22 protein-coding genes are annotated in these 24736 nt (G+C 43.2%); 17 read left to right on the top strand and 5 right to left on the bottom strand.

The genetic code is table 11. The annotated features are described in order from the left end of the window. From coaE to yacG, 3 genes are all read left to right on the top strand, one after another. Positions 1-606 (top strand): dephospho-CoA kinase, encoded by a 606-nt coding sequence (gene coaE, locus N477_RS02795; protein ID WP_063361083.1) that lies wholly within the window; start codon positions 1-3, stop codon positions 604-606. A 123-nt stretch (positions 607-729) separates the two neighbouring features. Beyond that, positions 730-2406, top strand: coding sequence for a type IV-A pilus assembly ATPase PilB (gene pilB, locus N477_RS02800; protein ID WP_063361084.1), 1677 nt, complete (start codon positions 730-732; stop codon positions 2404-2406). A gap of 76 nt (positions 2407-2482) precedes the next feature. Beyond that, the gene (yacG, locus tag N477_RS02805) at positions 2483-2722 is read left to right on the top strand and encodes a DNA gyrase inhibitor YacG (protein WP_063361085.1); all 240 of its coding nucleotides are present in this window, start codon (positions 2483-2485) and stop codon (positions 2720-2722) included. Positions 2723-2726: 4 nt separating this feature from the next. Here the strand turns inward: yacG and N477_RS02810 are convergent, their stop codons facing one another. Further along, complete coding sequence (locus tag N477_RS02810; RefSeq protein WP_063361086.1) at positions 2727-3599, bottom strand: LysR family transcriptional regulator; 873 nt, start codon at positions 3597-3599, stop codon at positions 2727-2729. Positions 3600-3702: 103 nt separating this feature from the next. Between N477_RS02810 and N477_RS02815 the strand changes: the two genes are divergently transcribed. The 7 genes from N477_RS02815 to N477_RS02845 all read left to right on the top strand — a co-directional run bounded on the left by N477_RS02815 (position 3703) and on the right by N477_RS02845 (position 14570). Beyond that, positions 3703-4755, top strand: coding sequence for an alpha/beta hydrolase (locus N477_RS02815; protein ID WP_063361087.1), 1053 nt, complete (start codon positions 3703-3705; stop codon positions 4753-4755). Positions 4756-4903: 148 nt separating this feature from the next. Continuing rightward, on the top strand, positions 4904-5779 hold the full coding sequence (locus N477_RS02820) for an AraC family transcriptional regulator (RefSeq protein WP_063361088.1): 876 nt from the start codon (positions 4904-4906) through the stop codon (positions 5777-5779). A 236-nt stretch (positions 5780-6015) separates the two neighbouring features. Beyond that, complete coding sequence (locus N477_RS02825; RefSeq protein ID WP_063361089.1) at positions 6016-10545, top strand: alpha-2-macroglobulin family protein; 4530 nt, start codon at positions 6016-6018, stop codon at positions 10543-10545. A gap of 50 nt (positions 10546-10595) precedes the next feature. After that, on the top strand, positions 10596-12752 hold the full coding sequence (gene pbpC / locus N477_RS02830; RefSeq protein ID WP_231098072.1) for a penicillin-binding protein 1C: 2157 nt from the start codon (positions 10596-10598) through the stop codon (positions 12750-12752). 161 nt (positions 12753-12913) lie between these two features. Then, the gene (locus tag N477_RS02835) at positions 12914-13543 is read left to right on the top strand and encodes a hypothetical protein (RefSeq protein WP_063361090.1); all 630 of its coding nucleotides are present in this window, start codon (positions 12914-12916) and stop codon (positions 13541-13543) included. A 220-nt stretch (positions 13544-13763) separates the two neighbouring features. After that, entirely contained in the window at positions 13764-13979 is a 216-nt protein-coding gene (locus tag N477_RS02840; protein ID WP_063361091.1) for a hypothetical protein, read from the top strand. A gap of 234 nt (positions 13980-14213) precedes the next feature. Then, positions 14214-14570, top strand: coding sequence for a RidA family protein (locus N477_RS02845; RefSeq protein WP_063361092.1), 357 nt, complete (start codon positions 14214-14216; stop codon positions 14568-14570). A gap of 34 nt (positions 14571-14604) precedes the next feature. Here N477_RS02845 and N477_RS02850 read toward each other — a convergent pair whose 3' ends face one another. Next, a complete protein-coding gene (locus tag N477_RS02850; RefSeq protein ID WP_063361093.1) occupies positions 14605-15990 on the bottom strand; it encodes a PLP-dependent aminotransferase family protein in 1386 nt (461 codons plus the stop codon). 100 nt (positions 15991-16090) lie between these two features. Here N477_RS02850 and N477_RS02855 point away from each other — a divergent pair, with 100 nt between their 5' ends. Further along, positions 16091-16711: a LysE family translocator gene (locus N477_RS02855; protein WP_081216385.1), complete on the top strand. Its 621-nt coding sequence runs from the start codon at positions 16091-16093 to the stop codon at positions 16709-16711. A gap of 10 nt (positions 16712-16721) precedes the next feature. Beyond that, positions 16722-17144, top strand: a complete 423-nt coding sequence (locus N477_RS02860; RefSeq protein ID WP_063361095.1) for a GNAT family N-acetyltransferase — start codon at positions 16722-16724, stop codon at positions 17142-17144. 25 nt (positions 17145-17169) lie between these two features. Here N477_RS02860 and N477_RS02865 read toward each other — a convergent pair whose 3' ends face one another. Next, positions 17170-17394 carry a hypothetical protein gene (locus N477_RS02865; protein WP_063361096.1) on the bottom strand — a complete coding sequence of 75 codons (225 nt, stop codon included), beginning with the start codon at positions 17392-17394 and terminating at the stop codon, positions 17170-17172. A 161-nt stretch (positions 17395-17555) separates the two neighbouring features. On the opposite strand from N477_RS02865, the gene N477_RS02870 reads away from it, so the two are divergent. Both N477_RS02870 and N477_RS02875 read left to right on the top strand, forming a co-directional pair. After that, positions 17556-18176, top strand: a complete 621-nt coding sequence (locus tag N477_RS02870) for a LysE family translocator (RefSeq protein ID WP_081216386.1) — start codon at positions 17556-17558, stop codon at positions 18174-18176. Between the two features lie 10 nt (positions 18177-18186). Next, the gene (locus tag N477_RS02875) at positions 18187-18615 is read left to right on the top strand and encodes a GNAT family N-acetyltransferase (RefSeq protein ID WP_063361098.1); all 429 of its coding nucleotides are present in this window, start codon (positions 18187-18189) and stop codon (positions 18613-18615) included. An 82-nt stretch (positions 18616-18697) separates the two neighbouring features. Here the strand turns inward: N477_RS02875 and N477_RS25870 are convergent, their stop codons facing one another. Further along, complete coding sequence (locus tag N477_RS25870) at positions 18698-18841, bottom strand: hypothetical protein (protein ID WP_155731771.1); 144 nt, start codon at positions 18839-18841, stop codon at positions 18698-18700. 396 nt (positions 18842-19237) lie between these two features. On the opposite strand from N477_RS25870, the gene N477_RS02880 reads away from it, so the two are divergent. Both N477_RS02880 and N477_RS02885 read left to right on the top strand, forming a co-directional pair. Beyond that, entirely contained in the window at positions 19238-21274 is a 2037-nt protein-coding gene (locus N477_RS02880) for an alpha/beta hydrolase family protein (RefSeq protein WP_063361099.1), read from the top strand. A gap of 131 nt (positions 21275-21405) precedes the next feature. Further along, the gene (locus N477_RS02885; protein ID WP_081216387.1) at positions 21406-21975 is read left to right on the top strand and encodes a hypothetical protein; all 570 of its coding nucleotides are present in this window, start codon (positions 21406-21408) and stop codon (positions 21973-21975) included. A gap of 76 nt (positions 21976-22051) precedes the next feature. On the opposite strand, the gene N477_RS02890 is transcribed toward N477_RS02885, so the two are convergent. Then, the gene (locus N477_RS02890) at positions 22052-23158 is read right to left on the bottom strand and encodes a LamG-like jellyroll fold domain-containing protein (RefSeq protein WP_063361100.1); all 1107 of its coding nucleotides are present in this window, start codon (positions 23156-23158) and stop codon (positions 22052-22054) included. Positions 23159-23335: 177 nt separating this feature from the next. On the opposite strand from N477_RS02890, the gene N477_RS02895 reads away from it, so the two are divergent. Then, complete coding sequence (locus N477_RS02895) at positions 23336-24571, top strand: right-handed parallel beta-helix repeat-containing protein (protein WP_063361101.1); 1236 nt, start codon at positions 23336-23338, stop codon at positions 24569-24571. Positions 24572-24736 lie beyond the last annotated feature (165 nt).

Genomic DNA, 24736 nt, shown 5'->3' on the forward strand with positions numbered 1-24736 from the left:
ATGTCATCTTGGATATTGGGCCTCACTGGTGGCATTGGTGCTGGAAAAACAGCTGCGACTCGCCATTTTGAAAGTTTAGGCATTGATGTAGTTGATGCCGATATTGTGGCAAGAGAAGTCGTGATGCCGGGAACGACGGGATTAAAAAGCATTGTAGAGCGATTTGGCAGCAATATTTTATCATCTGAAGGTACCCTAGATAGAGCGAAACTTCGCAATATCATTTTTAATGATGAAACAGAAAAAACCTGGCTCAACGAGTTATTACACCCTCTGATCCGAGCACAGATGCTCTCAGAGTTGGCAAACGCTGCAAGCCCGTACTGCATTTTATGCGCCCCTTTATTGTTTGAAAATGGTTTAGAAAAGCTATGTCATAAAACATTATTAATTGATGTACCTAATGACGTTCAAATTGCACGTACTAGTGCTAGAGATAAGGTCTCACAAGAGCAAGTCAAAAATATCATTGCCGCACAAATGAGCCGGGAAGATAAGTGCCTTAAAGCTGATTATATTATCGATAACAACCGACCGTTAACCGAGGTTCAAGTTGAGCTGGATAACTTACACCAAACTTTTTTAACCGCATCCAAAACCAATTAAACACTTTATTTGTTGAATTTTATATCATTCTCTAGAATGATTATAATTGCGTTTGCTTTGTGTGAGCGCAGTCGCTGATTATTTGCTACATTTGTGTAAGCTGTTGAAGTATTAAAGGACATTATGGAACATCACTCTCCATTACTGAGAAAATTCATTACCTTAGGTAGAATTACGCCAGATCAGATAAAGGCGAAGCAATCCGAGGCAACAACCACTGCTGAGCTAATTTGCTTATGTAGCGGTATGTCTGGGCAAGAATTAGCTGAACAATGCCTTGATTTGTTCCGTGTGCCATACTTTGATCTCAATGGTTTTGATGTAGCAAATGTGCCTAAAGATCTGATCAAAGAAAAGTTGATCAGGCAACACTACCTCCTTCCTTTAGTCAAAAAAGATCGCAAACTGTTTATCGCGACCTCAGATCCAACCGATTATGGTGCGTTTGAAAACTTTGAGTTCAGCACGGGATTACAGTGCGAAATCGTGGTTGTTGATCACAAGCTATTAGAACAAAAAATAGATCAGCTCTTTGACTCCAGCTCTGGCCTGTCACTCAGTGACGACGAGTTTAAAGAGTTTGCCAGTTTAGATATAGAAGATGAATCGCCGTCACAGCAGCAAGATGAAGAAAAAGACGATGCGCCGATTATTGTCTACATCAATAAAATTCTCATGGATGCAATTAAAAAAGGGGCATCAGACTTACACTTTGAACCCTATGAGAAAAAATATCGGGTGCGCTTTCGTATCGATGGTATTTTGCATGAGATGGCAAGTCCACCCAATACCTTAGCTAGCCGTTTATCTGCTCGTATCAAGGTTATGTCTCATCTTGATATTGCTGAGAAACGAAAGCCGCAAGATGGCCGTATTAAGCTCAAAATATCCGAGCGTAAAAGCATCGATTTTCGTGTCAGTACCCTGCCCACCATGTGGGGTGAAAAAATCGTAATGCGGATACTAGACTCCTCTGCCGCTAAATTGGGGATTGATGTATTAGGTTATGAACCTGAACAAAAAGATTTGTATTTAAATGCCCTTGAGCAGCCACAAGGCATGATATTAGTGACTGGCCCCACAGGCTCTGGTAAAACCGTATCGCTTTATACTGGCCTCAATATTTTAAATAAGCCCGAGCGTAATATCAGTACCGCGGAAGATCCGGTTGAGATTAACCTTGAAGGGATCAACCAGGTTCAGATAAACACAAAAGCAGATATGACTTTTGCCAACGCGCTTAAAGCATTTTTACGACAAGATCCTGACGTGGTCATGGTGGGTGAGATCCGAGATCTGGAAACAGCAGAGATCTCCATCAAAGCAGCCCAAACAGGTCACTTAGTAATGAGTACCCTGCACACCAACTCAGCGCCAGAAACACTCACACGATTGCTTAATATGGGTGTACCAGCCTATAACGTAGCCAGCTCTGTAAGCTTAATTATCGCCCAGCGTCTAGCAAGACGCCTGTGTCCAAAGTGCAAGGAGCCCGAAGAGTTACCAAAAGAAGAATTACTCAAACAAGGCTTTACTGAAGAACAAGTTAAAGACCTTACGCTATATGCACCCAAAGGCTGCGACCACTGCACAGACGGATATAAAGGCCGTGTCGGGGTATATGAAGTGGTAAAAATTACCCCTGACATGTCGCACAAAATTATGGAGGGGGCGAACTCTTTGGAGATTGCAGCACTCGCTGACAAATTAGGGTTTGATAATCTACGTAAATCTGGTTTGAGAAAAGCGGCATCCGGCGTGACTTCTTTAGCTGAGATCAACCGCGTCACAAACTACTAATTGCGTTCAGACTCACTGGTATAGTTTACTGCAAAGCAGTAAACTATACGGGTCTATCACACCATGAGTATCCATTATGCCAACAGCTGTCCAATGCCCAACATGTCAAAAAGAGGTGATCTGGTCGGCACAAAGCCCGCACCGTCCATTTTGCTCTAAGCGCTGTCAACTTATCGACTTAGGTGAGTGGTCTGAAGAAAACAATAAAATTTCTAGTCCCGTGCAAAGCACAGATCTTGCTCAGCCCGATCCACAAGCGCTCATTGAGGACATCGAGGCAATGCTTGCGAAAAACGAAGATGACTTTTTTAAATAATGCATTAAGTCCTGAGCAGTTCATATAAACAGGTCATTCGCTCATGCACTTGCCAATCTTGGCAATAGAGAAAGTAGTCCACACTCGGCAAGTGCTCAGTTATCTCAATAAAATCAACTTGAGATGCATATTTTCCCTGCATAGATTGAGGCACTATCGCAAACCCCATCCCCGCCGCCACCAAAGACAGCGTCGTTGACTTGGTTTTGACTTCTTGTACAACATTCATTGTTGCCTTTGCCTGAGTGAATGCCGCCGCTATCGTCTCATATAATTTAGGCTGTAATGCCTTTGGGTAGTGAACAAATGGCTTGCCACTAAAGGTTTTTATCGATGTCTTAGTCAAGTTTAGCTGCCACTGCTTGGGACAGGCAAAGACATATTGCTCACTACATAAGTAGTGAATATCACTTGCAGGTAATTCCGGATCAAATAAGCGAATAATCGCCCCGTGTAGTTGTCCTGATTGGCATCGCGCTACCAACTCTGCACTTGTACCCTCTTCCAATGCCAAATTTAATTTAGGGGATTGAGCAGATAGCACAGCCATCTTACTAGCCACCAAGGCTTCAAACGCTAAGCCAATACAACCCAGCTTAATCGGCTGCTGCTTACCCGTTTGAAAGCTTTGCACACACTCACCGAGCTCAGCATGCGCTGCGAGTACCCGCTGGGCTTTTTTAACAAATGTCACCCCAAAAGGCGTCAAGCTCACCGAACGGGTTGAACGCTCAAATAAAGCCATGCCTAAATGGCTTTCTATTTGCCGGATCTGTTGACTCAAAGGGGGTTGAGACATATGCAATTTCAATGCTGCTCGGCTAAAACTGAGCTCCTGTGCCACAGTCACTACATAGTGGAGCTTTTTTATATCCATCCAATTTATATTCATTACATATAAATCAATCTATTTTTATATTTGTTATTAATTTAGGCACATTGTAACTTAACTGCAAGCTTTATCAGCAGGAGTCATAACAATGAAAACACTAATATTTTTACTGCTTATTTTTACCAGTAGTACACTTAAAGCCGAAATCATCAACGTACCTTTTCACTCAAAAGCATTGGAAAACAGCTTAATTGGTACCAAAAGTACCCGTGATATTCATATCTATTTGCCTGACGGCTACCACGAGAGCGACAAACGCTACCCTGTTTTATATTTATTAGGCGCCTATAGTTGGCCAGTAAAATACAGTGCGCGCATTGAGCCCATGCTAGAAAACCATAAAAAAAATGGCCAAAACATGGAGATGATCATTGTTATGTTAGAAGGTAACACACCGCTCAGAGGCAGCTTTTACGTCAACTCAGAAGTCCATGGTAATTTTAGCGACTACGTCATCAAAGAAGTATTACCTTGGGTAGATCGTACCTATCGCACAAAAGCCCAAGCTAAGCATCGCGGTATCGCAGGATTTTCAATGGGCGGTACAGGTGCACTTCGATTTGCAGCAAAATACCCTGACTTGTTCTCACATGTATACGCATTGAGCCCTGGCATGTTTGATGAAAAAGGCATGGCTAAATCATACCTAACTTCAGAAGCAGCAATTAAACGCTACCAAGCATTTAAGCAAAAACTCGCGACCACAAAAGATCCAAAAGCACTGATGGACGCTGAGTTTGCCTCTTTCCAAGGTCGTGAGATTTGGAACAATGGTCAAGAAAATAGCTACAGCGCTTACTTAATGGCTTATTCAGGCGCCTTTGCAGGCCATTCAGGGCAACCTTTTGGTGTGCATTACAGCGTTGACGCATCTCAAAAGCCGCTTTGGTTCAAAGGGTTTGGAGAGCTAGTAGAGTTGTATTCAACCCCTGCTGTTGTTGAGCAGCTCAGCTCTGTACGCATCGATGTGGGCGACAAAGATGATTATATCTGGATCACTGAAGGTGTCCTTGCACTCAAAGAAAAAGCACAGGCTAACAAGGTGCCCATTCACTTTGAAGTGTTCCCGGGTGGTCACAGTGATAAAGCACTTGAGCGTCTAGAGCACCATATGCTGCCGTTTTTCAACACACGTTTGTAATCCTTCCTGAGGGGTTCCCATGTCGGGCCCCTATTTTTCCTCATCGCCAAAATTCGCAAACATTATCAATCCAACTTGCGCTACTTTAGCCATGTCGTCAAAATCAACTAGACGCATTGCAACACTTAACCGTAACGAGTAGCGACAGATGAAACACAAGTTAAGTACACAACATTACTACGAAGACCGAATGCTCCGAGTTATCGACTATCTATACGAGCATGCAGGTTCAGAACTTGATGTGAATACATTGGCAGATATAGCCTGTATGTCTGCTTATCACTTTCATCGTATTTATCGTGAGTATGCGGGAGAGACAATCAATGTCACAGTGAGAAGAATGCGTATGCTGAAGGCGGCAACTTATCTAGTTCGCAGCGACTTAAACCAACAGCAAATCGCCAAGCAAGTTTGCTATGGCAGCGTTGAGGCATTTAACCGAGCCTTTACTAAGCACTATGGCGAAACACCGAATCAATATCGCCAGCGACGTGCTTATACCACGCCTGAGGTTACTGCGTTGTATCCAACGTCTTCGAAGGAGTATCTCCCCATGTACACAGTTGAACAACAAAATATTGAATCTATTGAATTAATTGGCTTAAATCATCACGGTGATTACATGCAAATTGGCCAAGCATTCGAAAAGCTTTCTGTGATGGCCGCAAAAGCAAATTTAATTGACCAAGATACGCGCTTTTTTGGCATTTACTTTGATGATCCTGAGTCTGTGCCTCATGCCAACCTCAAATCTATGGCCTGCATTGCGGTCGATAAAACTAAGCTGCCAGAGCAGCATGATTTTGAGCGCCTGACTATCCCTGCAGGAAAAACTGTCAGCATTCTCTTTAAAGGTGATTACACTGAACTGGAAAAACCTTACAACTGGTTATACGGCCAATGGCTACCCCAGAGCCAATTTGAGCTCGCTAACTTCCCGCCATTTGAAGAGTATTTAAACGATTTAAAAGACACTGCACCGCAAGAGTTACTTACTCGCATTAACTTTTTAGTCGCTGCATAAAACGTATCAGCATATCAGCCAGTTGTACATGTGGCTGATATGCATTCTTTCTTATGATTTAGACGCACGGGCACCAGTATTTTCGCTATACAGCATATAGTTTGCGCTAAAAGTCACTAAATTACTGATAACTTTGTACTAATCCTTTACTCGTATACGATATTAATACGATAATCACGCTATATTCATGTAAGTTACGTAAACTTATTTAATATCAGTATTGTTAGGGGAAAGTCATGAACGCAAGGAGTGTGTATACCAGCTGGTTAATCATCTCTTTATTATTTGTCACTATTGGCTGGCATCACGCCGCTGTAGCCGAGTCTAAAAAACGACAAACACCTCAAATTGCAATTGTTGGTTCGGGACCATTGGTGCCAAAAAGTAGCACACAAGCTATCCCTATTAGTTACAAAAATACCCGTGAAGTCGATATCGAAATTTTACATATCACCAGCGCCCATGATTTTTTACAAAGTTACTATTTGAACGACAAAATCTATCCAAGTTCATTAGATAGGTTGAGTTACAGTTACGAAAGTGTCTTTGCTGACCGCTATACCCTACCAGCAGGACAAGAAGATAAAATACACTCAGCGAAATTGCCTGTTCCAACAAACTTACCATCGGGATGGTATATTGTGACACTCAAAGCCGCTGGTCAATTTGGTGACTTGCAAGCAAAGCATATGCTCCTGACAGAGCTAGGTATTCAAGCAAGAGTACAAAAGCATCATGCCACATTCAGCGTCAATTATTTACAAAGTGGCCGCAGCGCGAAAGGTGCCAAAGTCAGTATTTATCGTAAACACGAACTCATACGTCAAGGCACAACAAATGCACAAGGCAACATCGACTTTACGGTCACCTTAGAGCAAAACGACATCGTTATTGCTGAATTAGAACAAGAAGACAGCACTCCTCACTTGGCCATTTTACCACTTAAAGAAGTGCCACTTGATCTGTCGGCCTATCAACTTGGCGGTCGTTTATATCAAGAAACCGAAGCCTTTATTTATAGTAACCGAGATCTCGTAAGGCCTGGAGACAGCCTGCCTATCAATATCTTACTGCGCGACTTTGATGGCCATAAAACCAGTATTGAGACACTGACCCTATCGGTCAAAAATTCACGCCAAGAGCAAATCCTCACAGAAACTTTGCAAGCTCAAGAAGCTGGTTTTTTCAGCAAATCACTCAAAACCGCCAATGACTGGCCAACAGGTCGTTACACGGTTGGCGTTAAACTTGACCCAAGTGCCCGCAACTTTATCGCTGAGATGACCTTTCAATTGGAAGAGTTCGTGCCTGAGCGTATGGATCTTAAGGTAACAGAACAGGCCCCCTTTGTTTTCGCTGGACAAGAAAATACCCTCACATTAAATGGTAAATATTTATTTGGCAGTCCAGCTGCGGGAAATACATTTAAAACAGACGTAAGCCATCAGCCAATAAGGCACTTTACCGGCCCTTACAAAGCCTTTGTTGTCGGCCAAGATTTTTATTTATCTGGTCGTTATAAGTCGCTGGAAAATAAACGGCTCTCTGAGCAAGGCGAGGCACAAGTTAAAATAAGCCCCCCCCGTGCGGAACAAATTAAAAGCCCTGTAAAGACCCAAGTATTTATTGCGCTGCAAGAAGCCGGTGGCGCAGCTGTGCAGCGCACAAGCACATTCACTAGCTGGCGAAAAAGTACAATTCCAGGGATCAAACCGCTAAGCAAAAATGTTAAATACAGCTCTGATGCAGGCTTTGAAATCGCTCTACTCTCCGCAGATGGCCAAACTCTTTCTACTGGTAGCGTCAAATTAGAGCTTTACTATGATCAAGGCAACTACTACTGGATGTACGAAGAAGGCATCGGGTGGCAGCGCAAAAAGCAAGATAGGTGGCGACAGGAGCAACAAAGTGTTATTGATTTAAATGCCGATATCGCTCACATCGAACTACCGGTTAAATGGGGAAATTACCGCCTTGAAGCCACAGATCTAAATACAGGGAGTAAAACTCACTATGAATTCTATGCAGGCTGGTATCGCGGTTATGGCCAATATGCTGTTAAGCCAGAGCATCTGCAACTCACTCTCAATAAAAAAGCTTACAATACAGGTGAACAAGCTGCACTGACTCTGAGCTCACCCATCAGTGGCGAACTCATGGTGACCCTTGAGTCCGATAAAGTCATTTGGTCACAAAAGCTTGCAGTAAAAAAAGGCCAAAGCCAAGTTGCCATTCCACTTAACAAGCTACCGAGTCGCCATGATCTCTATGTCACTGCCACCGTATTTGGTCAGCAGCAAGGAGCACCTAAACGCTATTTAGGCGTAATACCACTTCCTCTAGAAAGAAGTGCGCGTCAGATCCAGTTAAAAGTCGACCTCCCAGATCATGTTGAGCCACTGCAAAAATTACAAATCCCAGTGACAGCAAAAGGATTAACAGATCATGGGGCAACTTGGGTAACCGTCTCTATGGTTGACAAAGGGATCATTAACCTCAGTCGCTTTAAGCCAGAAAACCCGTTTGATTACTTTTTCGCACAGCGCCGCTACAGTGGCGACATAATCGATCTCTACTCTCGGCAATACGATCCGCGCCCTAACCCGTTTGCACAATCCAGATTTGGTAGTGACAGTGTTGAAAACAATACCAACCGGAACGATGACTTAGTCGAAAGTAAAACCATTCAATTGATGTCACGACCTGTGCGATTAGAACAAGGTAAAGCCCTCGTTGAGCTCACACTGCCAGACTATAACGGACAAGCGCAACTTATTGTTACCGCATTTAACGACAGCCAAGTAGGTCAGCTAGTACAAGATCAAATCATCCGAATGCCACTGGTGGCAGAGCTCAGTGTGCCACGTTTTTTGGTGCCAGGTGATGCGTCATCGGTCACATTGGATATTCATAACCTCACTGGTCAGGCTCAAACATTTGATGTGGCGCTCAGCGTTGATAATCATGTGACAATTGCAGAGCAAACGACGCATACTGTGACATTAGATGAGGGGCAACATTGGAGCAAAACAGCGACCATTCATACCCAAGCTAATAATCCAGATGGCATCGCGACATTTACCCTCCATGTCACTGGGGGCAACTTAGATGTGACGCGCAGTTGGCGCGTGCCTGTTGGCTACATCGAGCCCTGGGTAACCCAAGCTAAAAACACGCAATTACAGCCGAATGAGACCTTAACGGCAGATATATCCAATTGGGATGGCCTCAAAGTCATTGGCGGCAAAGAAGGAAAACTGCTCATCAGCCATACCCCCATTCTTAATATTGCGCAATTTGCATCAGGTCTGCATAGCTACCCATACGGATGCGCTGAGCAAACCACCAGTAAGGCATGGCCCTTTATTTTACAGAACCCGCAGCTTGATAAATTTCAGCAAAGCGCGCTGCAACAAAGTAGCAAATTAACCAATAGCAAAGACTACCTCAGTGCCGCTGTGAGCCGATTAAAAACCATGCAGAAGACCACTGGCGGATTTGGCACGTGGGGCAGCTACAGCCAAGAGTCTCCTTGGCTGAGCGTTTATATCACTGATTTTCTTACTCAAGTTAGTGCACAATACCCAGAAATTGTGCCAAGAGACATGCTTCAAGAAGCCCAATATCGCGTATTACGCTACGCAAGGGGCGATTTTGTAAATACTTTGACCTCAAAACCCGAGGCCGCCATAGCCGCAACGACTTACGCGGCCTACCTATCGAGTAGCCTTGGAAAACTCAGTTACAGTGACCTCGAAGCACTGCAAATCAGTACATTCCCATCAAAATTGAGTTTGATACAATTTGCCGCTGCACTAGCCAATACTGGCGCTATTGCACAAGCATCTGCACTACTCAACCAATTTGATACGCAAACCAGAGTCGACGACTATATTTACGATTATGGCAGCCAAGTGCGTGATGATGCCATGGCTATTATCGCTTTGAATCAGATAGCGCAATTAAGAGGTATACAAAGCAAAGCACGTCGTATTGCAAATACACTGGCAACCTCTTTACCTGTGCTCGCCATCGATAAGCAATGGCTCAGTACACAGGAACAAGCGGCATTATTACGCTCGGCGATTGCCATTGATGAGCAAAATAAACAACCACTGAGCGTCGTGATCAATGACAATACAATTGAGCATCAAGGTCTATTAACGCACCCACTTACAGCCGGGCTCGTGTTAGAAAATACCACCGATAGCCCTTTACATGTGCAGCAGTTGCATACCGGTTACCTAGATTTTAACCCTGCAATCGCCAACCAAATTAACCCTTTTAATACCGTTAAAATGAAACATTTCTTAAGGCGCTGGTTTACGCTTGAAGGCAAGCCTATTGATGAGCAAGTGTCTTTAAAAGTAGGTGATCGAGTCCTAGTGGTACTCGATGTGGAAAGTAAAGAACGCATTCATGATGCCATGATTGTAGATAGGATCCCTGCAGGATTTGTACTTGAAAACCCCGCTTTGCTGCAAGATTTAGATATTCAAAAATTGCTCCCTGAAGGCGTAGTACTGAGCCACATTGAGCACCAAGAATATCGCCATGATAGATATGTCGCAGTCACGGATTTAAAACCACGCCAGCAGTATCATAGGTACAGTGATGATAGACCAAGGCAGCAATTTGCCTACTTGTTGCGTGCAGAAGTACCGGGCACTTATGCCAACCCGCCAAGTTTCATGGAATCAATGTACAGACCGCAAAAACATGTGCTCTATAGTCAATTCCCATCTACACTCACTATCGAAAGATAACTTCAAGCGCCCTGATATGGGCGCTTACCACTACCAACTAATGATGCCAAATGACCTTTAAAAAAACATTACTCATTGCAGCCTATACTTGCCTACTTATTGTGATGAGTGCGATTGTTTGGCATACCAATAACCCATTACCCCCTATTTACCCAGATGGTCCTGCAACCCTCATCACGGCAAGCAACCAGCAAACTTTGCGCTCTTTTGGCGACAAGCAAGGTGTGCATCGCTATCACATCACGCCCAAAGAGGTTCACCCATTTTATTTACAAGCTTTACTACACTATGAAGACCGCTGGTTTTATCGTCACTATGGCGTGAATCCGTTTTCATTATTACGCGCAGCTGGGCAATGGATCCGATATGGTCGGGTGATATCAGGTGGCTCAACTTTGACCATGCAGGTTGCACGCCTTATCGACCCACATTCAAGAACCATTACAGGAAAGCTGAACCAAATCGCCAGAGCAATACAACTTGAGTGGCATTACAGCAAAGAGGAGATACTCACCTTTTACCTCAATTTAGCCCCATTTGGCGGCAATATTGAGGGCGTTGCAGCAGCGGCCAATAAGTATTTTGGAAAATCTCCACGGTTACTCACGAAAAATGAGGCCGCCTTGCTGGTTGTACTACCGCAAAAGCCCTCACAATACCGTCCTGATAAATATCCTATACGTGCAATCGCGATGCGCAATAAAGTACTAACACGCCTCTATCAAGGAGGCTTAATCAATACTGAGCAGCACAGCCTAATGGTAAAGGAGCAGATGAATCTTCAACCGAATAGGCCTGTAGCGCTTGCTCCTCTGCTAAGCCGCTATTTAAAAGTGCGCTATCCAAATGCGCATAAACTGCACACCACAATAGATTATGCCTTACAAAAACGTTTGTCATCGCTGCTGCAACAAACCAGTCAACGCTTACCGCATAAAGCATCTGCCGCATTGGTCATTTTGCATAATCCCAGTGCTGAGATCCGCGCATACCAAGGCTCCGTTGATTTCAGCGATATGAGCCGCTTTGCCCACGTTGATATGGCACGTGCAACACGCTCTCCAGGGTCAACTCTGAAACCCTTTATCTATGCGCAAGCGTTAGATTTAGGCCTTATTCATAGTCAAAGCTTATTAAGTGACATTCCTGCTGATTTTGATGGTTATAAGCCGCAAAACCTAAATGGCACTTTTAGTGGACCTATCAGTGCTCAGCGCGCATTGCAGCAATCGTTAAATGTGCCAGCAATTCAACTTCTCAATCGCATCACGCCTGCGCGCTTTGAGCAAAATCTTGCCAGTGCAGGCATTCACCTCGCCCATAAACATGCTAACTTATCTGTTGGATTAGGGGGGACGGGCACGCAATTATTAACACTGGCCAAATTATATCGTGCATTGGCCAGTCAAGGGCACGTCGCCCCATTAAAAATACTCAGCAATGAGCCAAACGACATAACCAGCAAGCAAATATTAAGCCCGCAAAGTAGCTGGATAACGTTTCAAATGCTCAGTGCACAGAGCGCGCCTGATCGTGTCGTACCATCAGTACGCCGTAAAATAGCATGGAAAACTGGTACCAGTTACGGCTATCGCGACTTTTGGGCTGTTGGCGTGAGCCATGATTATACCGTGGCGGTCTGGGTTGGTCGCCCAGATGCAAGCCCCATGCTTGGCTACTTAGGTGCCACACAAGCCGCGCCTTTGATGTTCGACGCATTTGACTTGTTGCCCCCTGACCGCCAACAGCTCGCCCAACCTAGCTCTGTCACCCACACGCTGATTTGCTGGCCTAGTGGTTTAGCGCTTGCACATATTCCACAAGAGCAATGTGACTCGCAACATCAAGCAATGACCATTGACCACATGACCCCGCCAAGTATGGATATTTATGGCGACTTCACGACCACACTCAGCTGGCCAGAAAAACTCAACCACTGGCTGGGCAGTAAACACTCTCACCGTTTAGATTCAGCTTCACACCAAACCATTGCCATCACATCAGTTCGCAGCGGCCAGCATTACTATCGTTCGCAGATCGGTGCGCTACCATTAGAGTCAACGCACACAGATCAGGTAAGCTGGTTTATCAACCATAAGCCCATCGCGAAACCAGAAATCACACTCGACCAATATTTGGGCGAGACAACAATATCGGCTTGTGTGCGGTCACAATGTGACAAGCAAACCATCTATATTCACCCCTAATTTAACGCTCGTTTTGTGGTTTTACCGAAAATCACCACACAACCCATCGCCTCTAGTTTAGAAAAGTAAGGTGAGTCTGCTACACTCAGCTCATGACTGTAGTCTTAATGTCATAAATTATGACAGCGTAAACTAACAGATTGATAAAGGTGAGCTAAACCGTGTCGACAGATCCTTGGAATGAATTAGAATTGGCGCCCACTTCAGATAAACAAGCTATTGAAGCGGCGTATCAACAAAAACTTGAAAACTTAAGTACTGAATCAGATGACATTCGCGCTGAGCGAGAATCTGCGCTCCATGCTGCATACCAGTCAATTTTAAACAGCCTTGTAGCGCCTTTTACTCCATCTGATCACAGCTTAGCCAATCCGTTGTTTAACGAATTTAATGATGAACTCACGGATTTACTTGGCAATGCACATCGACATACTCAGGTATCTTCATGGCAATTACTGGTTGACCATCCTGCCTGCGGGGTTGTGTCTTTGAGAAATGACCTAGCAGCGCTGGTATTTGATAAAGTATTGAATCACCAAAAAACCTGCCAAAATGATAAAGAGATGGTCTCCAGTGAAGTGCTGGTTTTTCTGACTGAGCAACTTGAATGGACTACACGAGAAGATTTAAAAGCACATTATGGTGAAGGGTTTTACTACCGGATGACGCAGCAAGACATTCCCCAACCTGAATTTGTCCCTGAACCGATAGCTGATACAGGTAACCTCGCCAATATTTTTATCTGCTTGACTATTATCTGTGCCATTGGCTTATTAATGATTTCTGTATAAACATACCTTTAAAACATTTGACCAGCCGAAAATAGCTGGTCACCCCTTGTCCCCGCATTACATATTCACGCCTTCTAGATAACGACTTATTCTGTGCCTAAGCCTCGTAAAATGAAATAAAAATGAAATAAATCATTGTAAATTTATTACTTACACGATAGCTTAATGCCGTCTAAATATTAGACAAACCAATCATTTAAACTAAGGAAAAGGTCAAAAAATGAAATTGAAGCTTAATAAGAAAAAGATCAAATCACTAACTGCAGATACAAAGTCACTGCCTGTAAAGGCAACGCCCGCGATTGCTGGCGGTTATCAATACACACATGATCAATTTTGCAGAGACTTTTCATTTGGTCCATATTTGTGTCTAACGGATGAACCGAAATGCAAAACAACGGCAACCACCAATATCCCTACCTGTTACTGCGGATAAAACAGTAATAGAATGAGACCAAACAGCGCACTCCGTTTGGTCTTGATAGCACCTCTTTTTATAACTTCCTAACAATATTCAATTTCTAGTGCTTAAATAACTCTCTGACATACCATATAATCATAGCCATATAAACCGCTAGGTGGCTAATAGTTGTTTACTCCTTAAACCTTGCCACCTCGCAACAGTCAGTAAATTAGGGCGGCTAGTCTGCCCGTTACCGAGGGTAAAAACATGAGCATTACTCGCAAACACACCAACCAGCGAATGAGTCGAATTGTGGTACATAATGATACGATTTATCTGTGTGGCCAAGTGTGTAAAGACGCAACGCAAGGGATCAAAGAGCAAACACAAACCATGTTAGACAAGGTTGATACACTTCTTGAAGAAGCGAACAGTGACAGAAAACATATTTTAAGCGCCACAGTTTATATCAGTGACATGCAATATTTTGCACAAATGAATGAAGTATGGGATGCATGGGTGCCTGAGGGACACGCACCAGCAAGAGCCTGTGTACAAGCAGCCATGGCAAGACCTGAGTTATTGGTAGAAGTCTCTGTAATTGCAGCCGTAAAACAAGACTAGCCTTGGTAAGTTAGCCGATATGTCGGCTAACTTTTTATATCACCACATCATTACGAATCAGCAGCTCTTTTAGTACGGTATCAATGCGAGTTATCGCAACATCAAAGGCGGCTCTTGTCGTTGGTCCACCCAGTGTAAAGCGAATACCATTTATCTCACACACCTCATTTGGCGAGGCAAATACATCCAGTGTACGCACCTCAACTAGCTGAGCTTTAAACTGCGCCGCGACATAATGCATGTTCAGATGTGCTGGTAGATACCAACACACATTCAAACCAAAAAACACCGCTTCAAAGCCATAACGGTTCAGGGTCTTTTCAAGCGCTGCTTGTCTGTAACGGATCTCATCTTCTAATTTAACTTGCACATACTGATACTCTTTACTTTGCAGTGCGCGCATCATCAACTCAAAGTTTGTCATAGACACAGACCAGCATTGGGCATGCACAGTTGCAATGATCTGCTGTTGCCACAGTAGAGGTGCCAACATATAACCTGTTCTCAGGCCGCCACTAAAATATTTTGAGAAGCTAGCTAAATAAAACACACGATCCGGTGCTTGTTGCCACAATGGCAAGCGCCAGTTTTCTGATAAGCAATAGTTCACATCATCTTCGAGAATAAAAAAATGATATTTACGACTCAATGCCAGTATCGCTTGCAATGTTTCGTCACTGTATTGCACATTAGTTGGGTTTTGACAATTTGGGGTAATATAAATCGCTTTGACCATGTTGCTTTGACAAATAGACTCAAGCTTGTCCAAATCAATGCCTTGCGAATTGACAGGCACCCCTTGTGATTGCAACTTTAAGCTTTTGCATGCTCTAAAAAAACCAGGATACGTGAGCGATTCATGTAAGATGAGATCCCCAGGTTCACACAAGGCTGATAAACAGCTGTAAATCCCCTGCTGCGCGCCTTGGGTGAAGATAACTTCGTGTTGCTCACAGGCAACGCCGCGTTGCAATAGCCAATCCCGATAAAATTTTTGATGCCTAGGTAGACCATTCAATTTGTATGTCAGTAGCTCCCCAAGCTCCGTTTGGCTTTGCGACAGAGACTGCATTGCTCTCGCTATGATGCTTTCTTGACCCATTAAAGGCTGAACACTGGCTGCCAAATCGCTTATCTGCATGTCGTGGTGCAAGCTGTTATTTTTTGACACATAAGTGCCTGCCCCTAATTTTGCTCGAACATATCCACGCTGCTCCAATAAATCATAAGCTCTTGTCACCGTGCCATGGGTGATATGCAAGAGATCAGCAAGGACTCTTTGCGCAGGAAGACGCTGATCATATGCGAGCTGTTTATGCTCAATCGCCTGCTCAATGAGTTCAGCTAACGCCATGTATTTTGGTTGCGAAGCAGCTAAGCGTAGGAATTGATCTTTACTAGAGTGCCAAATTGTATCCATAACAATAAATAAATTGATGCCTATTTGTAGTTATGACAATAATTAAATACGGAAAAAAAAGCAACTATTGTATCAATACAATTAAAGGGGGGGGGTTATTTTGCCATTGATTGAACTATCAACACTGTTACCTGCGCTGATACTCTTCAGTTTCACCGCTACAATTACACCCGGGCCAAATACTATTTTACTGACATATTCTGGATCAAAATTTGGCATTAAAAAGACACTCCCTCATATTGTTGGGCTCCTAGCAGGGATGACCATCATTCACATTATGATGCTATTGGGGTTGGGTCACTTGGTGCTGACCATACCGCCTTTACACTTTATCTTTAAACTGTTGGCGAGTGGCTATATCGTATATCTGGCCTATAAAATTGCATTTAAGCACACCAAATCTTCACAAAAACAACAGCAAGCACACCCGCTTACATTTATACAAGGTGCACTCTTTCAGCTTATTAACCCAAAATCGATAGCAACCATACTATCATTGACGACGGCTTTGACACTTCCTGGTGATTATTATTGGCACTCAGCCATACTCGGTGTTGTGGTGTTCAACATCGTGGCCCTTGGCAGTGGTTTAAGCTGGATCTATTTTGGCAAAGTGCTCAGTAAAAAATTACAAAACCCCACTCATATGCAGCGTTTTAACTATGCAATGGCCAGCCTGTTACTCGCTTGCCTTCCACTTATCCACTTAAGTTCTCAATAGGAGTTTAAAGATGCAGCTCATCAATCAACTTTCGCAATCACAATTCAAACAAGTTCATGCATTTTTGTCAGAGCGGAGCTATTGGAGTAAGGGCATAACCGCAGAAAGGTTACAAGCAGCCATCGATAATTCGCTGTGTTTTGCACTGGTACAAAAAAATCAGCTCATTGCATTTGCCCGTGTCGTCACAGACTACGCAACATTTGCAAATCTGCTCGATGTTTTTGTTTTGGAGCCATTTAGAGGAATGGGTCATGGCAAACAGCTGCTAGACGCTGTGGTAACACATCCTAAATTACAAGGACTTAGACGCTTTACACTGGTAACGCATGATGCGCATACGCTTTATAGACAATTTGGGTTTGATGATGTGCAATCTCCTGAGTACTTAATGGAGCGCCACCCCCCTGCTGCGTACAAGGCAACCTCATAAATAAGTGCGCACAGCGCACCTCAATTTAATGCGTGTCAATCGGCACGCGCTTATTTTCCTGTAACACATAAGTGCCAGAGACTAATTTTGCTCGAACATATCCGCGCAGCTCCAATAAATCATAAGCGCTTGTCACCGCGTCATGGGTGATCTGCAAGAGAGCAGCAAAGACTCTTTGCGCAAGAAGACGCTGATCATATGCGAGCTGTTTATGCTCAATCGCCTGCTCAATCAGTTCAGCTGACGCCATGTATCTTGGCTTCGAAGCAGCTAAGCGTAGGTACTACTCTTTGCTAAGGAGCATAATTGTACCCATAACAATAAATAAATTGATGCCTATCTGTAGTTATGACAATACTTGTACATAGAACAAAAAGCAATAATTGTATCAATACAATCTAGGAGGTTATTTTGCCATTAATTGAACTATCAACACTGTTACCTGCGCTGATACTCTTCAGTTTCACCGCTTCAATTACACCCGGGCCAAATACTATTTTACTGACATATTCTGGGTCAAAATTTGGCATTAAAAAAACACTTCCTCATATTGTCGGGATCCGAGCAGGAATGACCATCATTCACATTATGATGCTGATGGGGCTGGGTCACTTGGTGCTGGCCATACCGCCTTTACACTTTACTTTTAAGCTGTTGGCGAGTGGCTATATCGTATATCTGGCCTGTAAAATTGCATTTAAGCACACCAAATCCTCACAAAAACAACAGCAAGCACAGCCGCTTTCATTTATGCAAGGTGCGCTCTTTCAGCTTATTAACCCAAAATCGATGGCGACCTTACTATCATTGACGACCGCTTTGACACTCCCTGGAGAATATTATTGGCACTCAGCCATACTCGGTGTTGTGGTGTTCAACATCGTGGCCCTTGGCAGTGGTTTAAGCTGGATTTATTTTGGCAAAGTACTCAGTAACAAATTACAAAACCCCGCTCATATGCAGCGTTTTAACTATGCAATGGCCAGTCTATTACTCGCTTGCCTTCCACTTATCCACCTCAGTGCGCAATAGGAGTTTAAAGATGCAGCTCGTCAATCGACTTTCGCCATCACAATTCAAACAAGCTCACGCATTTTTGTCAGAGCGAAGCTACTGGAGTAAGGGCATAACCGCAGAAAGGCTACAAACAGCCATCGACAATTCGCTGTGTTTTGCACTGGTACAAAACAACCAGCTCATTGCATTTGCCCGTGTCGTCACAGATTGCGCAACATTTGCAAATCTACTCGATGTTTTTGTTTTGGAGCCGTTTAGAGGAATTGGGCATAGCAAACAGCTGCTAGACGCTGTAGTAACACATCCTAAATTACAAGGACTTAGACGCTTTACACTGGTAACGCATGATGCGCATACGCTTTATAGACAATTTGGGTTTAATGATGTGCAATCTCCCGAATTTTTAATGGAACGCCACATCCCTGCGGTCTACATATCACAAGAGCTGCGTTAAAGTTATATGGCGCGAACAAGGCATCCTCATAAATAGGTGCGCACAGCGCACCTCACTTTAATGCGTGTTGATCAGCACGCGCTTATTTGCCTGTATTCGTTTGTGGTTTGCATGGAAAGTAACAACCTGTTACGGCCGCACCACCTGCGACTTTCTCTGTCAGTTGCAGAGTTACGACTTTATTAGATAAATTAGCTAGCTTTTTAGTTTTAAGATTAAGTTTCATAATAATTTCCTTATTTAATTAAATTAATACACCATCTAAATGGTGGGAATAAAATACCCCAAAAAAACCAAAAATCAATAAATAAATTAACCCCTTATTTTACCCATCACGGAATAATTGATTAATTAAAAAACAAAAAAGTGTGGTATTTTTAATAGTGATAAAAGGTTCAGTGTGTTCCTCTTTCAACTATCACCTAGGTTTTGATGAGATCAGAGCTAGTGAATCACATAACCAATACTTTAGAATTAGCAATAATCCAAAGTGTAATGTTATTGATTTAAATCATCCCATCTCCTCCATTCGACCACAGGCTAGGTCAGCCCATCTCATAATACTTGTTAATCAAACGATTCAAATTTACTGTAGAGAAAATTAAAAATAAAAGTTCTACTTATGAAGCCAATCACTTCTCTCGCCCTCAGTGGCGTGATGCTTGCCTTAGCAGCTACAGACAGCTCAGCAAGCACAACATTTAAGTCTGATGATATTTTTGCCCTTGAATATGCAGCAAGCACACAAATCAGCCCAGATGGCAAAAAAATTGTTTATGAGCGCAGCAGCTATGACATCATGCGTGATGTGCCAAAACGTACTTTATGGTTATATGACATAGCGAAAAAAAGTCACTATCCACTATTCGCGGATCAATATAGCTACAGCCAAGCTCGCTGGTCACCTGATAGTAGTAAAATAGCATTTACCAGTAATAGCAGCGGCTCTCGCCAATTACATGTGTATTGGGTAGAACAAGATAAGCAAGCTGTACTCACTCAGCTGCCTAAAGCCATCAGTGATATAACATGGTCATCTGACGGGGAGCAAATTGCGTTCACCATGAATGTTCCCCAAGGCAAATCTAAGTTTGCAAAATCGGTTAAACTACCAAGTAAACCAAAGGGTGCCCAGTGGTCTGAGCCGGTTAAAATTTTCGAAAAAGCCAGGTACCAAGCTGATGGACGAGGCTACCTTGAACCTGCTTTCAGACATGTCTTTGTCTTACCAGCTAATGGCGGTACGCCAAGACAGCTTACCAAAGGGGACTTTCAACATCGAGGGCCTTTAGCTTGGAGTCCAAATAACCAAAACATCGTTTTCTCATCAGATCAACACCCTGAATGGGAATACCGAACTACAGAAACAGATTTATACCAGGTTAACCTAGCGAGCCAAGCACTAACGCAGCTAACAGACTTGCCGGGATATGAATATAGCCCTACCTTCTCTGCTAAAGGTGATAAATTAGCGTTTATTAGTCGCGGTAACGCACCAGTACCATACGTCAATAACCAATTAACCTTACTGTCTATCAAAGATAAAAAGCTTAAGTCATTGACCGCGGGCTTAGACCGCTCCGTTGCGGATTACCGCTGGGCTGGCAAAGGTGACTTTGTTATCCAATATGATGACCTCGGTAAGCGCGTGTTAGCAAAAGTGTCTTCACGCGGCAAAGTTAAGCCTCTGGTAGATGATGTATCAGGCACAACATTGGGTCGCCCCTATGTCAGCGGCAGCTTTACCATGGCTAACAATGGTACATTGGCTTACACCCAAGGCAACAGTCAAGCTCCCGCAGATGTGGCATACTGGCGAAAAGGGAAAACAACAACACTGACACAATTAAACCAAGATCTATTAGCCCATCGCACATTAGGTGAAGTACATGAACTCAATTACCAATCAGCGTTTGATGGTGAGCAGATCCAAGGTTGGTATATCACACCACCTAACTTTGATAAGTCAAAAAAATACCCGCTATTAGTAGAAATTCATGGCGGTCCACATTTAGCATATGGCCCTCACTTTAGTGCAGAATTGCAACGTTATGCAGCTGAAGGTTACGTTGTGGTTTACGTCAACTATCGTGGCTCAACCAGCTATGGCGAGCGCTTTGCATTGTTACTGGACGGCAAATATAGCTCTAAAGAAGACTTTGCAGATCACAACTCTGCCGTAGATGCCTTGATCGAAAAAGGCTTTATCGATGAAAACAACTTGTTCATTGCTGGTGGTTCTGCAGGCGGCATCGCAACAGCCTATGCAGTTGGTCTAACAGACAGATTCAATGCAGCGGCCATCACAAAACCAGTGATTAACTGGATCAGTAAAGTGCTTACGGCAGACAGCTACCTTGGCCAAATTCGCAACCAATTCCCAGGCCTACCTTGGGAAAACCTTGCGCATTATTGGCAGCGCTCACCGCTATCTCTGGTGGGTAATGTCACTACGCCATCGTTAATTATGACAGGTGAATTAGACCGACGTACTCCGATGTCCGAATCAGAGCAGTTTTACCAAGCATTAAAACTGCGCAAAGTAGACACTGTACTTATTCGTGTTCCTGGCGCACCGCACGGTATTGCAGGTCGACCATCTCGTATGATTTCAAAAATTGAGCACACCCTTGCTTGGTTTGAGATGTATAAAAAATAAAACAAGGTAAAATATAAATTGCCGGAGATATCCGGCAATTTTTTTGATAAATATCAACTTATTCGACTTTATAAAAAGGATAGCCAGCCGATAGATACTAGAGGTACATAACACAGAGATAAGGAATCATCATGTTATCTAAAATCCTGCATCACACTCATATTACTGAGCCCAAAGTCATTGAAAAAAAAGCATCTCATCCCTATGTTCCGAGTCATAAAAGAACCAGCGAGCTACCTGAAAATGTCCTAAAGCCCACACCACGTGAAAAATCAGCGTATCGACAAGACGAAAAAGACGATGAGGAAAAGCAACCTCTCGTTAGTAAGGAACTAGACAAAGAAGCCGCGGCCTATAAAAGGCGCAACCCTGTTTTCAAAGAGCAATATGAAAACCTTGAAAAGGTTGTGGAGCTTGTACAAGAAAAAATCCGCAACCTACAAAAAGAAATCAACGAGTTAAAAAAGCCACCATTGCAGCGAACTTTAACCATACACGCCCCCACGGCTGACTCAGCCCCCGATACACCAAAAAGCAGTGAAGCTCCAGAGCATATAGGCAGCAAAGCATACAAGAACACACAAGAAGAAGACTTGATTGAAGTGCTGGAGCAGCAACTGAATGACCTTAAAACCCAAGAAGCTGAGATCCGTACCGAAATGATTAACCTCATTTTAGAAGAACGCAAAAAGTCCAAATAACGCAGTTTGTTTGGCTGTAAGCTTATCCCGAGTGAACAGCTTTTCTTGATCTAAAGCAGTTCACTTTAAAGGTTCACTAAATGCCGCCTTTACTGCCTGAGCCACTACAGTTACGCGAATTCCCTTTGTTATACTGCTGTCGTATCTCTGATGGAGTTAGAACTCGATGATAGAGCTGTATTTCGCCTATTGAACCATGGAACAAACCAGTTTTGAACGATGAACGACTGCCAATGCGCAGCGGCTTTTCATTACTTAGCGAGCCTTGGCGACCTGTTGGGTCAAAAGCGCTATTGAGCTGCCCATTGAGATAAAAACGAAGCCCTTTACTACGGTCCCTATCTATACTCACAGCAACATGGTGCCACTGTCCGTCGGAGACAAATGCTTTAGAGTCATAAAAGGTACAAGAAGAATCGGGCTCTTGACAATACCAACTACCATCACCATCGGCAAGTTGCAGTGCCAAGTACCCTTCATCGATATAAAAAGCATACCCTTGGACATCAGATACTTGATCTTCATAGCGCTTATCCACAATGATGTGCTGACCTTGCGATGACGTTTTAACCCAAGTCGACAGCGAAAAATCACCGGTACTCACGTCAAGTTCAGAATCAAACACCTCGACATAATCGTCGAAGCCATCTAAGCAAAAAGCCAAATTTGATTTTTTATTCGCAAGTCTTATGCTGTCACCCGTTTCAACATACAATTGATACTGCTCACTTTTTAGCACTTTCGATGTTGAAGAATTATGCCAAAGCACTCCAATAATGATGAAAAGTGCCAAAATGATACTTGCAACAGTAATAGGCCAGATATTGACACTTTTATCTGCATAATCTAGCTTCACAGGCTGTACAAGTAGGTACCCTTTACCTCGGATATTTTTGATATGTTCTAGGTCATCTAGGGCAGAAAAAGCTTTCCTTAGAATACTTATTCGCTGTTTTACATTTTCATTACCTGTGACAACACCTTGCCATACCATATTTTGCAGCTGTTCAGCAGGTAAAGGCATACTTTGATACTCGACCAAAGTCAAAAGAAGTGAGAAGGACAGCTCTGACAAAGGCTGACTCAGACTATCTTTATGTAAAGATTTAGTGTTTAAATCGGCATAAACATCACCTATCCACAAACCTTTACATTTTTCTAAACTACACTTTTTTTCATCCATAAAAAATTTATCCATAAATATCAACAAGTAACACTTACCCAAATCCGGTAAAAGTAATTTTACTCTTTATTTACCCTGTTTTTCTAGTGTTTTCTGCATCTTGTTACCAATATAAACGCAATTTCTTATTCACTTAGAATCAACAATAAATTCAAACATTTGATAATGGAGTGTCCAATGACGAATACAAAAAAGCCTAACCGCAAAGCCATTTTGCTAATAAATATACTTATAACTGCGCCAAGTTTTGCAAGTATCACCACGCAAAACAACCTCTCAGCACAAACAAATAATTTACACTGTGATCATTACATTCGCAGCGCACAACACTTGATTGATGGCCAAAACATGGTAGTTAAAGCTGGTGAGACGTTATGCTTAGAAGCCGGCACACGTGGGCCACTGAGAGTACGCAATATGCAAGGAACAGCAACTGCGCCTATCACAATACGAAACCAAAATGGTGTCGTGACTTTTTCCCCCTATGAATACAGCATCGCGATTGAAAATAGTCAATGGCTAAGGGTTACCTCAACCCCTGTAGAGGGTGAGTCAGAGTATGGATTGAGACTTGGCGGTACATTGGGGGTTGGCGGATTGAGCGAACAAATTGAAATCGATCACCTCGAAATCTATCGCGCTCGTTTTGCTGGCATGTTAATCAAAACAGATCCAACTTGCGATGCCAATACATGGGCTGAGAATTTTAGCATGACAGGCCTGCGTATTCATAATAACTATATTCACAGCACCGAAAGCGGCGAAGGCATGTACATCGGATATACGGGTAAATCCCGTAACTTGGTGTGTGACAATGCACTGACTACAGTCTTCCCACACAAAATTCAAGATGTACATATTTTTGATAATAAACTTGAGAACATCGCTGCTGACGGTATACAGCTTAACTCAGTGCAAGGTAACGCATTTATCACCAATAACACCCTATATCGCACAGGGGTCAGTCCATTTGATCCTCACTGGCAAAACACAGGTATTCAAGTTGGCGGTGATGGTGTGGAAGTAAGAGATAACTTGATTTATCGCAGTGGTGGTAACGGCATGATGATAGATGGAGATGGGATTAAGGTGCTTAATAATCATATTATTTATGCAGGTGAAAATGGCATATTTGCACGCAATGCAGCACAACAAGATAGTTCTATCAGCAATGGCTTACCACATGCTTATAAAGGAAATTTAATCGTTCATCCCGGCAGCTATGCATTGAAACTATATGCCGTCAACACCAATTCAGCGCATTTAATCATTGAAAACAGCATAGAAAATGATGGCACATTAGATTCGGCAGGAAGGCCTAAGACCTTTTCTTATTTAAATGACGCAGTAATGCGCTATGAATTGAATAACCACCACTATGTCACTCAATCAGCATACCAGCAGGCACAGTGACGCATGAATGACCCCATATCGTCTCGCTGAGTGTGCCGCTGTGTCAATCCTTGCCTATAACCTTGACTGGCACACTCAGCATTTTTAATAGAGATGACGCAAAAACAATTTAAACGCACTTTTTAGCTGGGCGTACACCTCGTCAATCCTTGCCAACATACCTTG

Origin of the sequence: Pseudoalteromonas luteoviolacea H33-S (assembly GCF_001625695.1) — a bacterium.
Classification (GTDB): Bacteria; Pseudomonadota; Gammaproteobacteria; order Enterobacterales; family Alteromonadaceae; genus Pseudoalteromonas; species Pseudoalteromonas luteoviolacea_B.

What these genes read in the sequence shown, in the direction of transcription:
- coaE (WP_063361083.1), top strand. Translation starts at nt 1, where the DNA reads ATGTCATCTTGGATATTGGGCCTCACTGGTGGCATTGGTGCTGGAAAA.
- pilB (WP_063361084.1), top strand. Translation starts at nt 730, where the DNA reads ATGGAACATCACTCTCCATTACTGAGAAAATTCATTACCTTAGGTAGA.
- yacG (WP_063361085.1), top strand. Translation starts at nt 2,483, where the DNA reads ATGCCAACAGCTGTCCAATGCCCAACATGTCAAAAAGAGGTGATCTGG.
- N477_RS02810 (WP_063361086.1), bottom strand. Translation starts at nt 3,599, where the DNA reads ATGGATATAAAAAAGCTCCACTATGTAGTGACTGTGGCACAGGAGCTC.
- N477_RS02815 (WP_063361087.1), top strand. Translation starts at nt 3,703, where the DNA reads ATGAAAACACTAATATTTTTACTGCTTATTTTTACCAGTAGTACACTT.
- N477_RS02820 (WP_063361088.1), top strand. Translation starts at nt 4,904, where the DNA reads ATGAAACACAAGTTAAGTACACAACATTACTACGAAGACCGAATGCTC.
- N477_RS02825 (WP_063361089.1), top strand. Translation starts at nt 6,016, where the DNA reads ATGAACGCAAGGAGTGTGTATACCAGCTGGTTAATCATCTCTTTATTA.
- pbpC (WP_231098072.1), top strand. Translation starts at nt 10,596, where the DNA reads ATGACCTTTAAAAAAACATTACTCATTGCAGCCTATACTTGCCTACTT.
- N477_RS02840 (WP_063361091.1), top strand. Translation starts at nt 13,764, where the DNA reads ATGAAATTGAAGCTTAATAAGAAAAAGATCAAATCACTAACTGCAGAT.
- N477_RS02845 (WP_063361092.1), top strand. Translation starts at nt 14,214, where the DNA reads ATGAGCATTACTCGCAAACACACCAACCAGCGAATGAGTCGAATTGTG.
- N477_RS02850 (WP_063361093.1), bottom strand. Translation starts at nt 15,990, where the DNA reads ATGGATACAATTTGGCACTCTAGTAAAGATCAATTCCTACGCTTAGCT.
- N477_RS02860 (WP_063361095.1), top strand. Translation starts at nt 16,722, where the DNA reads ATGCAGCTCATCAATCAACTTTCGCAATCACAATTCAAACAAGTTCAT.
- N477_RS02865 (WP_063361096.1), bottom strand. Translation starts at nt 17,394, where the DNA reads ATGGCGTCAGCTGAACTGATTGAGCAGGCGATTGAGCATAAACAGCTC.
- N477_RS02875 (WP_063361098.1), top strand. Translation starts at nt 18,187, where the DNA reads ATGCAGCTCGTCAATCGACTTTCGCCATCACAATTCAAACAAGCTCAC.
- N477_RS25870 (WP_155731771.1), bottom strand. Translation starts at nt 18,841, where the DNA reads ATGAAACTTAATCTTAAAACTAAAAAGCTAGCTAATTTATCTAATAAA.
- N477_RS02880 (WP_063361099.1), top strand. Translation starts at nt 19,238, where the DNA reads ATGAAGCCAATCACTTCTCTCGCCCTCAGTGGCGTGATGCTTGCCTTA.
- N477_RS02885 (WP_081216387.1), top strand. Translation starts at nt 21,406, where the DNA reads ATGTTATCTAAAATCCTGCATCACACTCATATTACTGAGCCCAAAGTC.
- N477_RS02890 (WP_063361100.1), bottom strand. Translation starts at nt 23,158, where the DNA reads ATGGATGAAAAAAAGTGTAGTTTAGAAAAATGTAAAGGTTTGTGGATA.
- N477_RS02895 (WP_063361101.1), top strand. Translation starts at nt 23,336, where the DNA reads ATGACGAATACAAAAAAGCCTAACCGCAAAGCCATTTTGCTAATAAAT.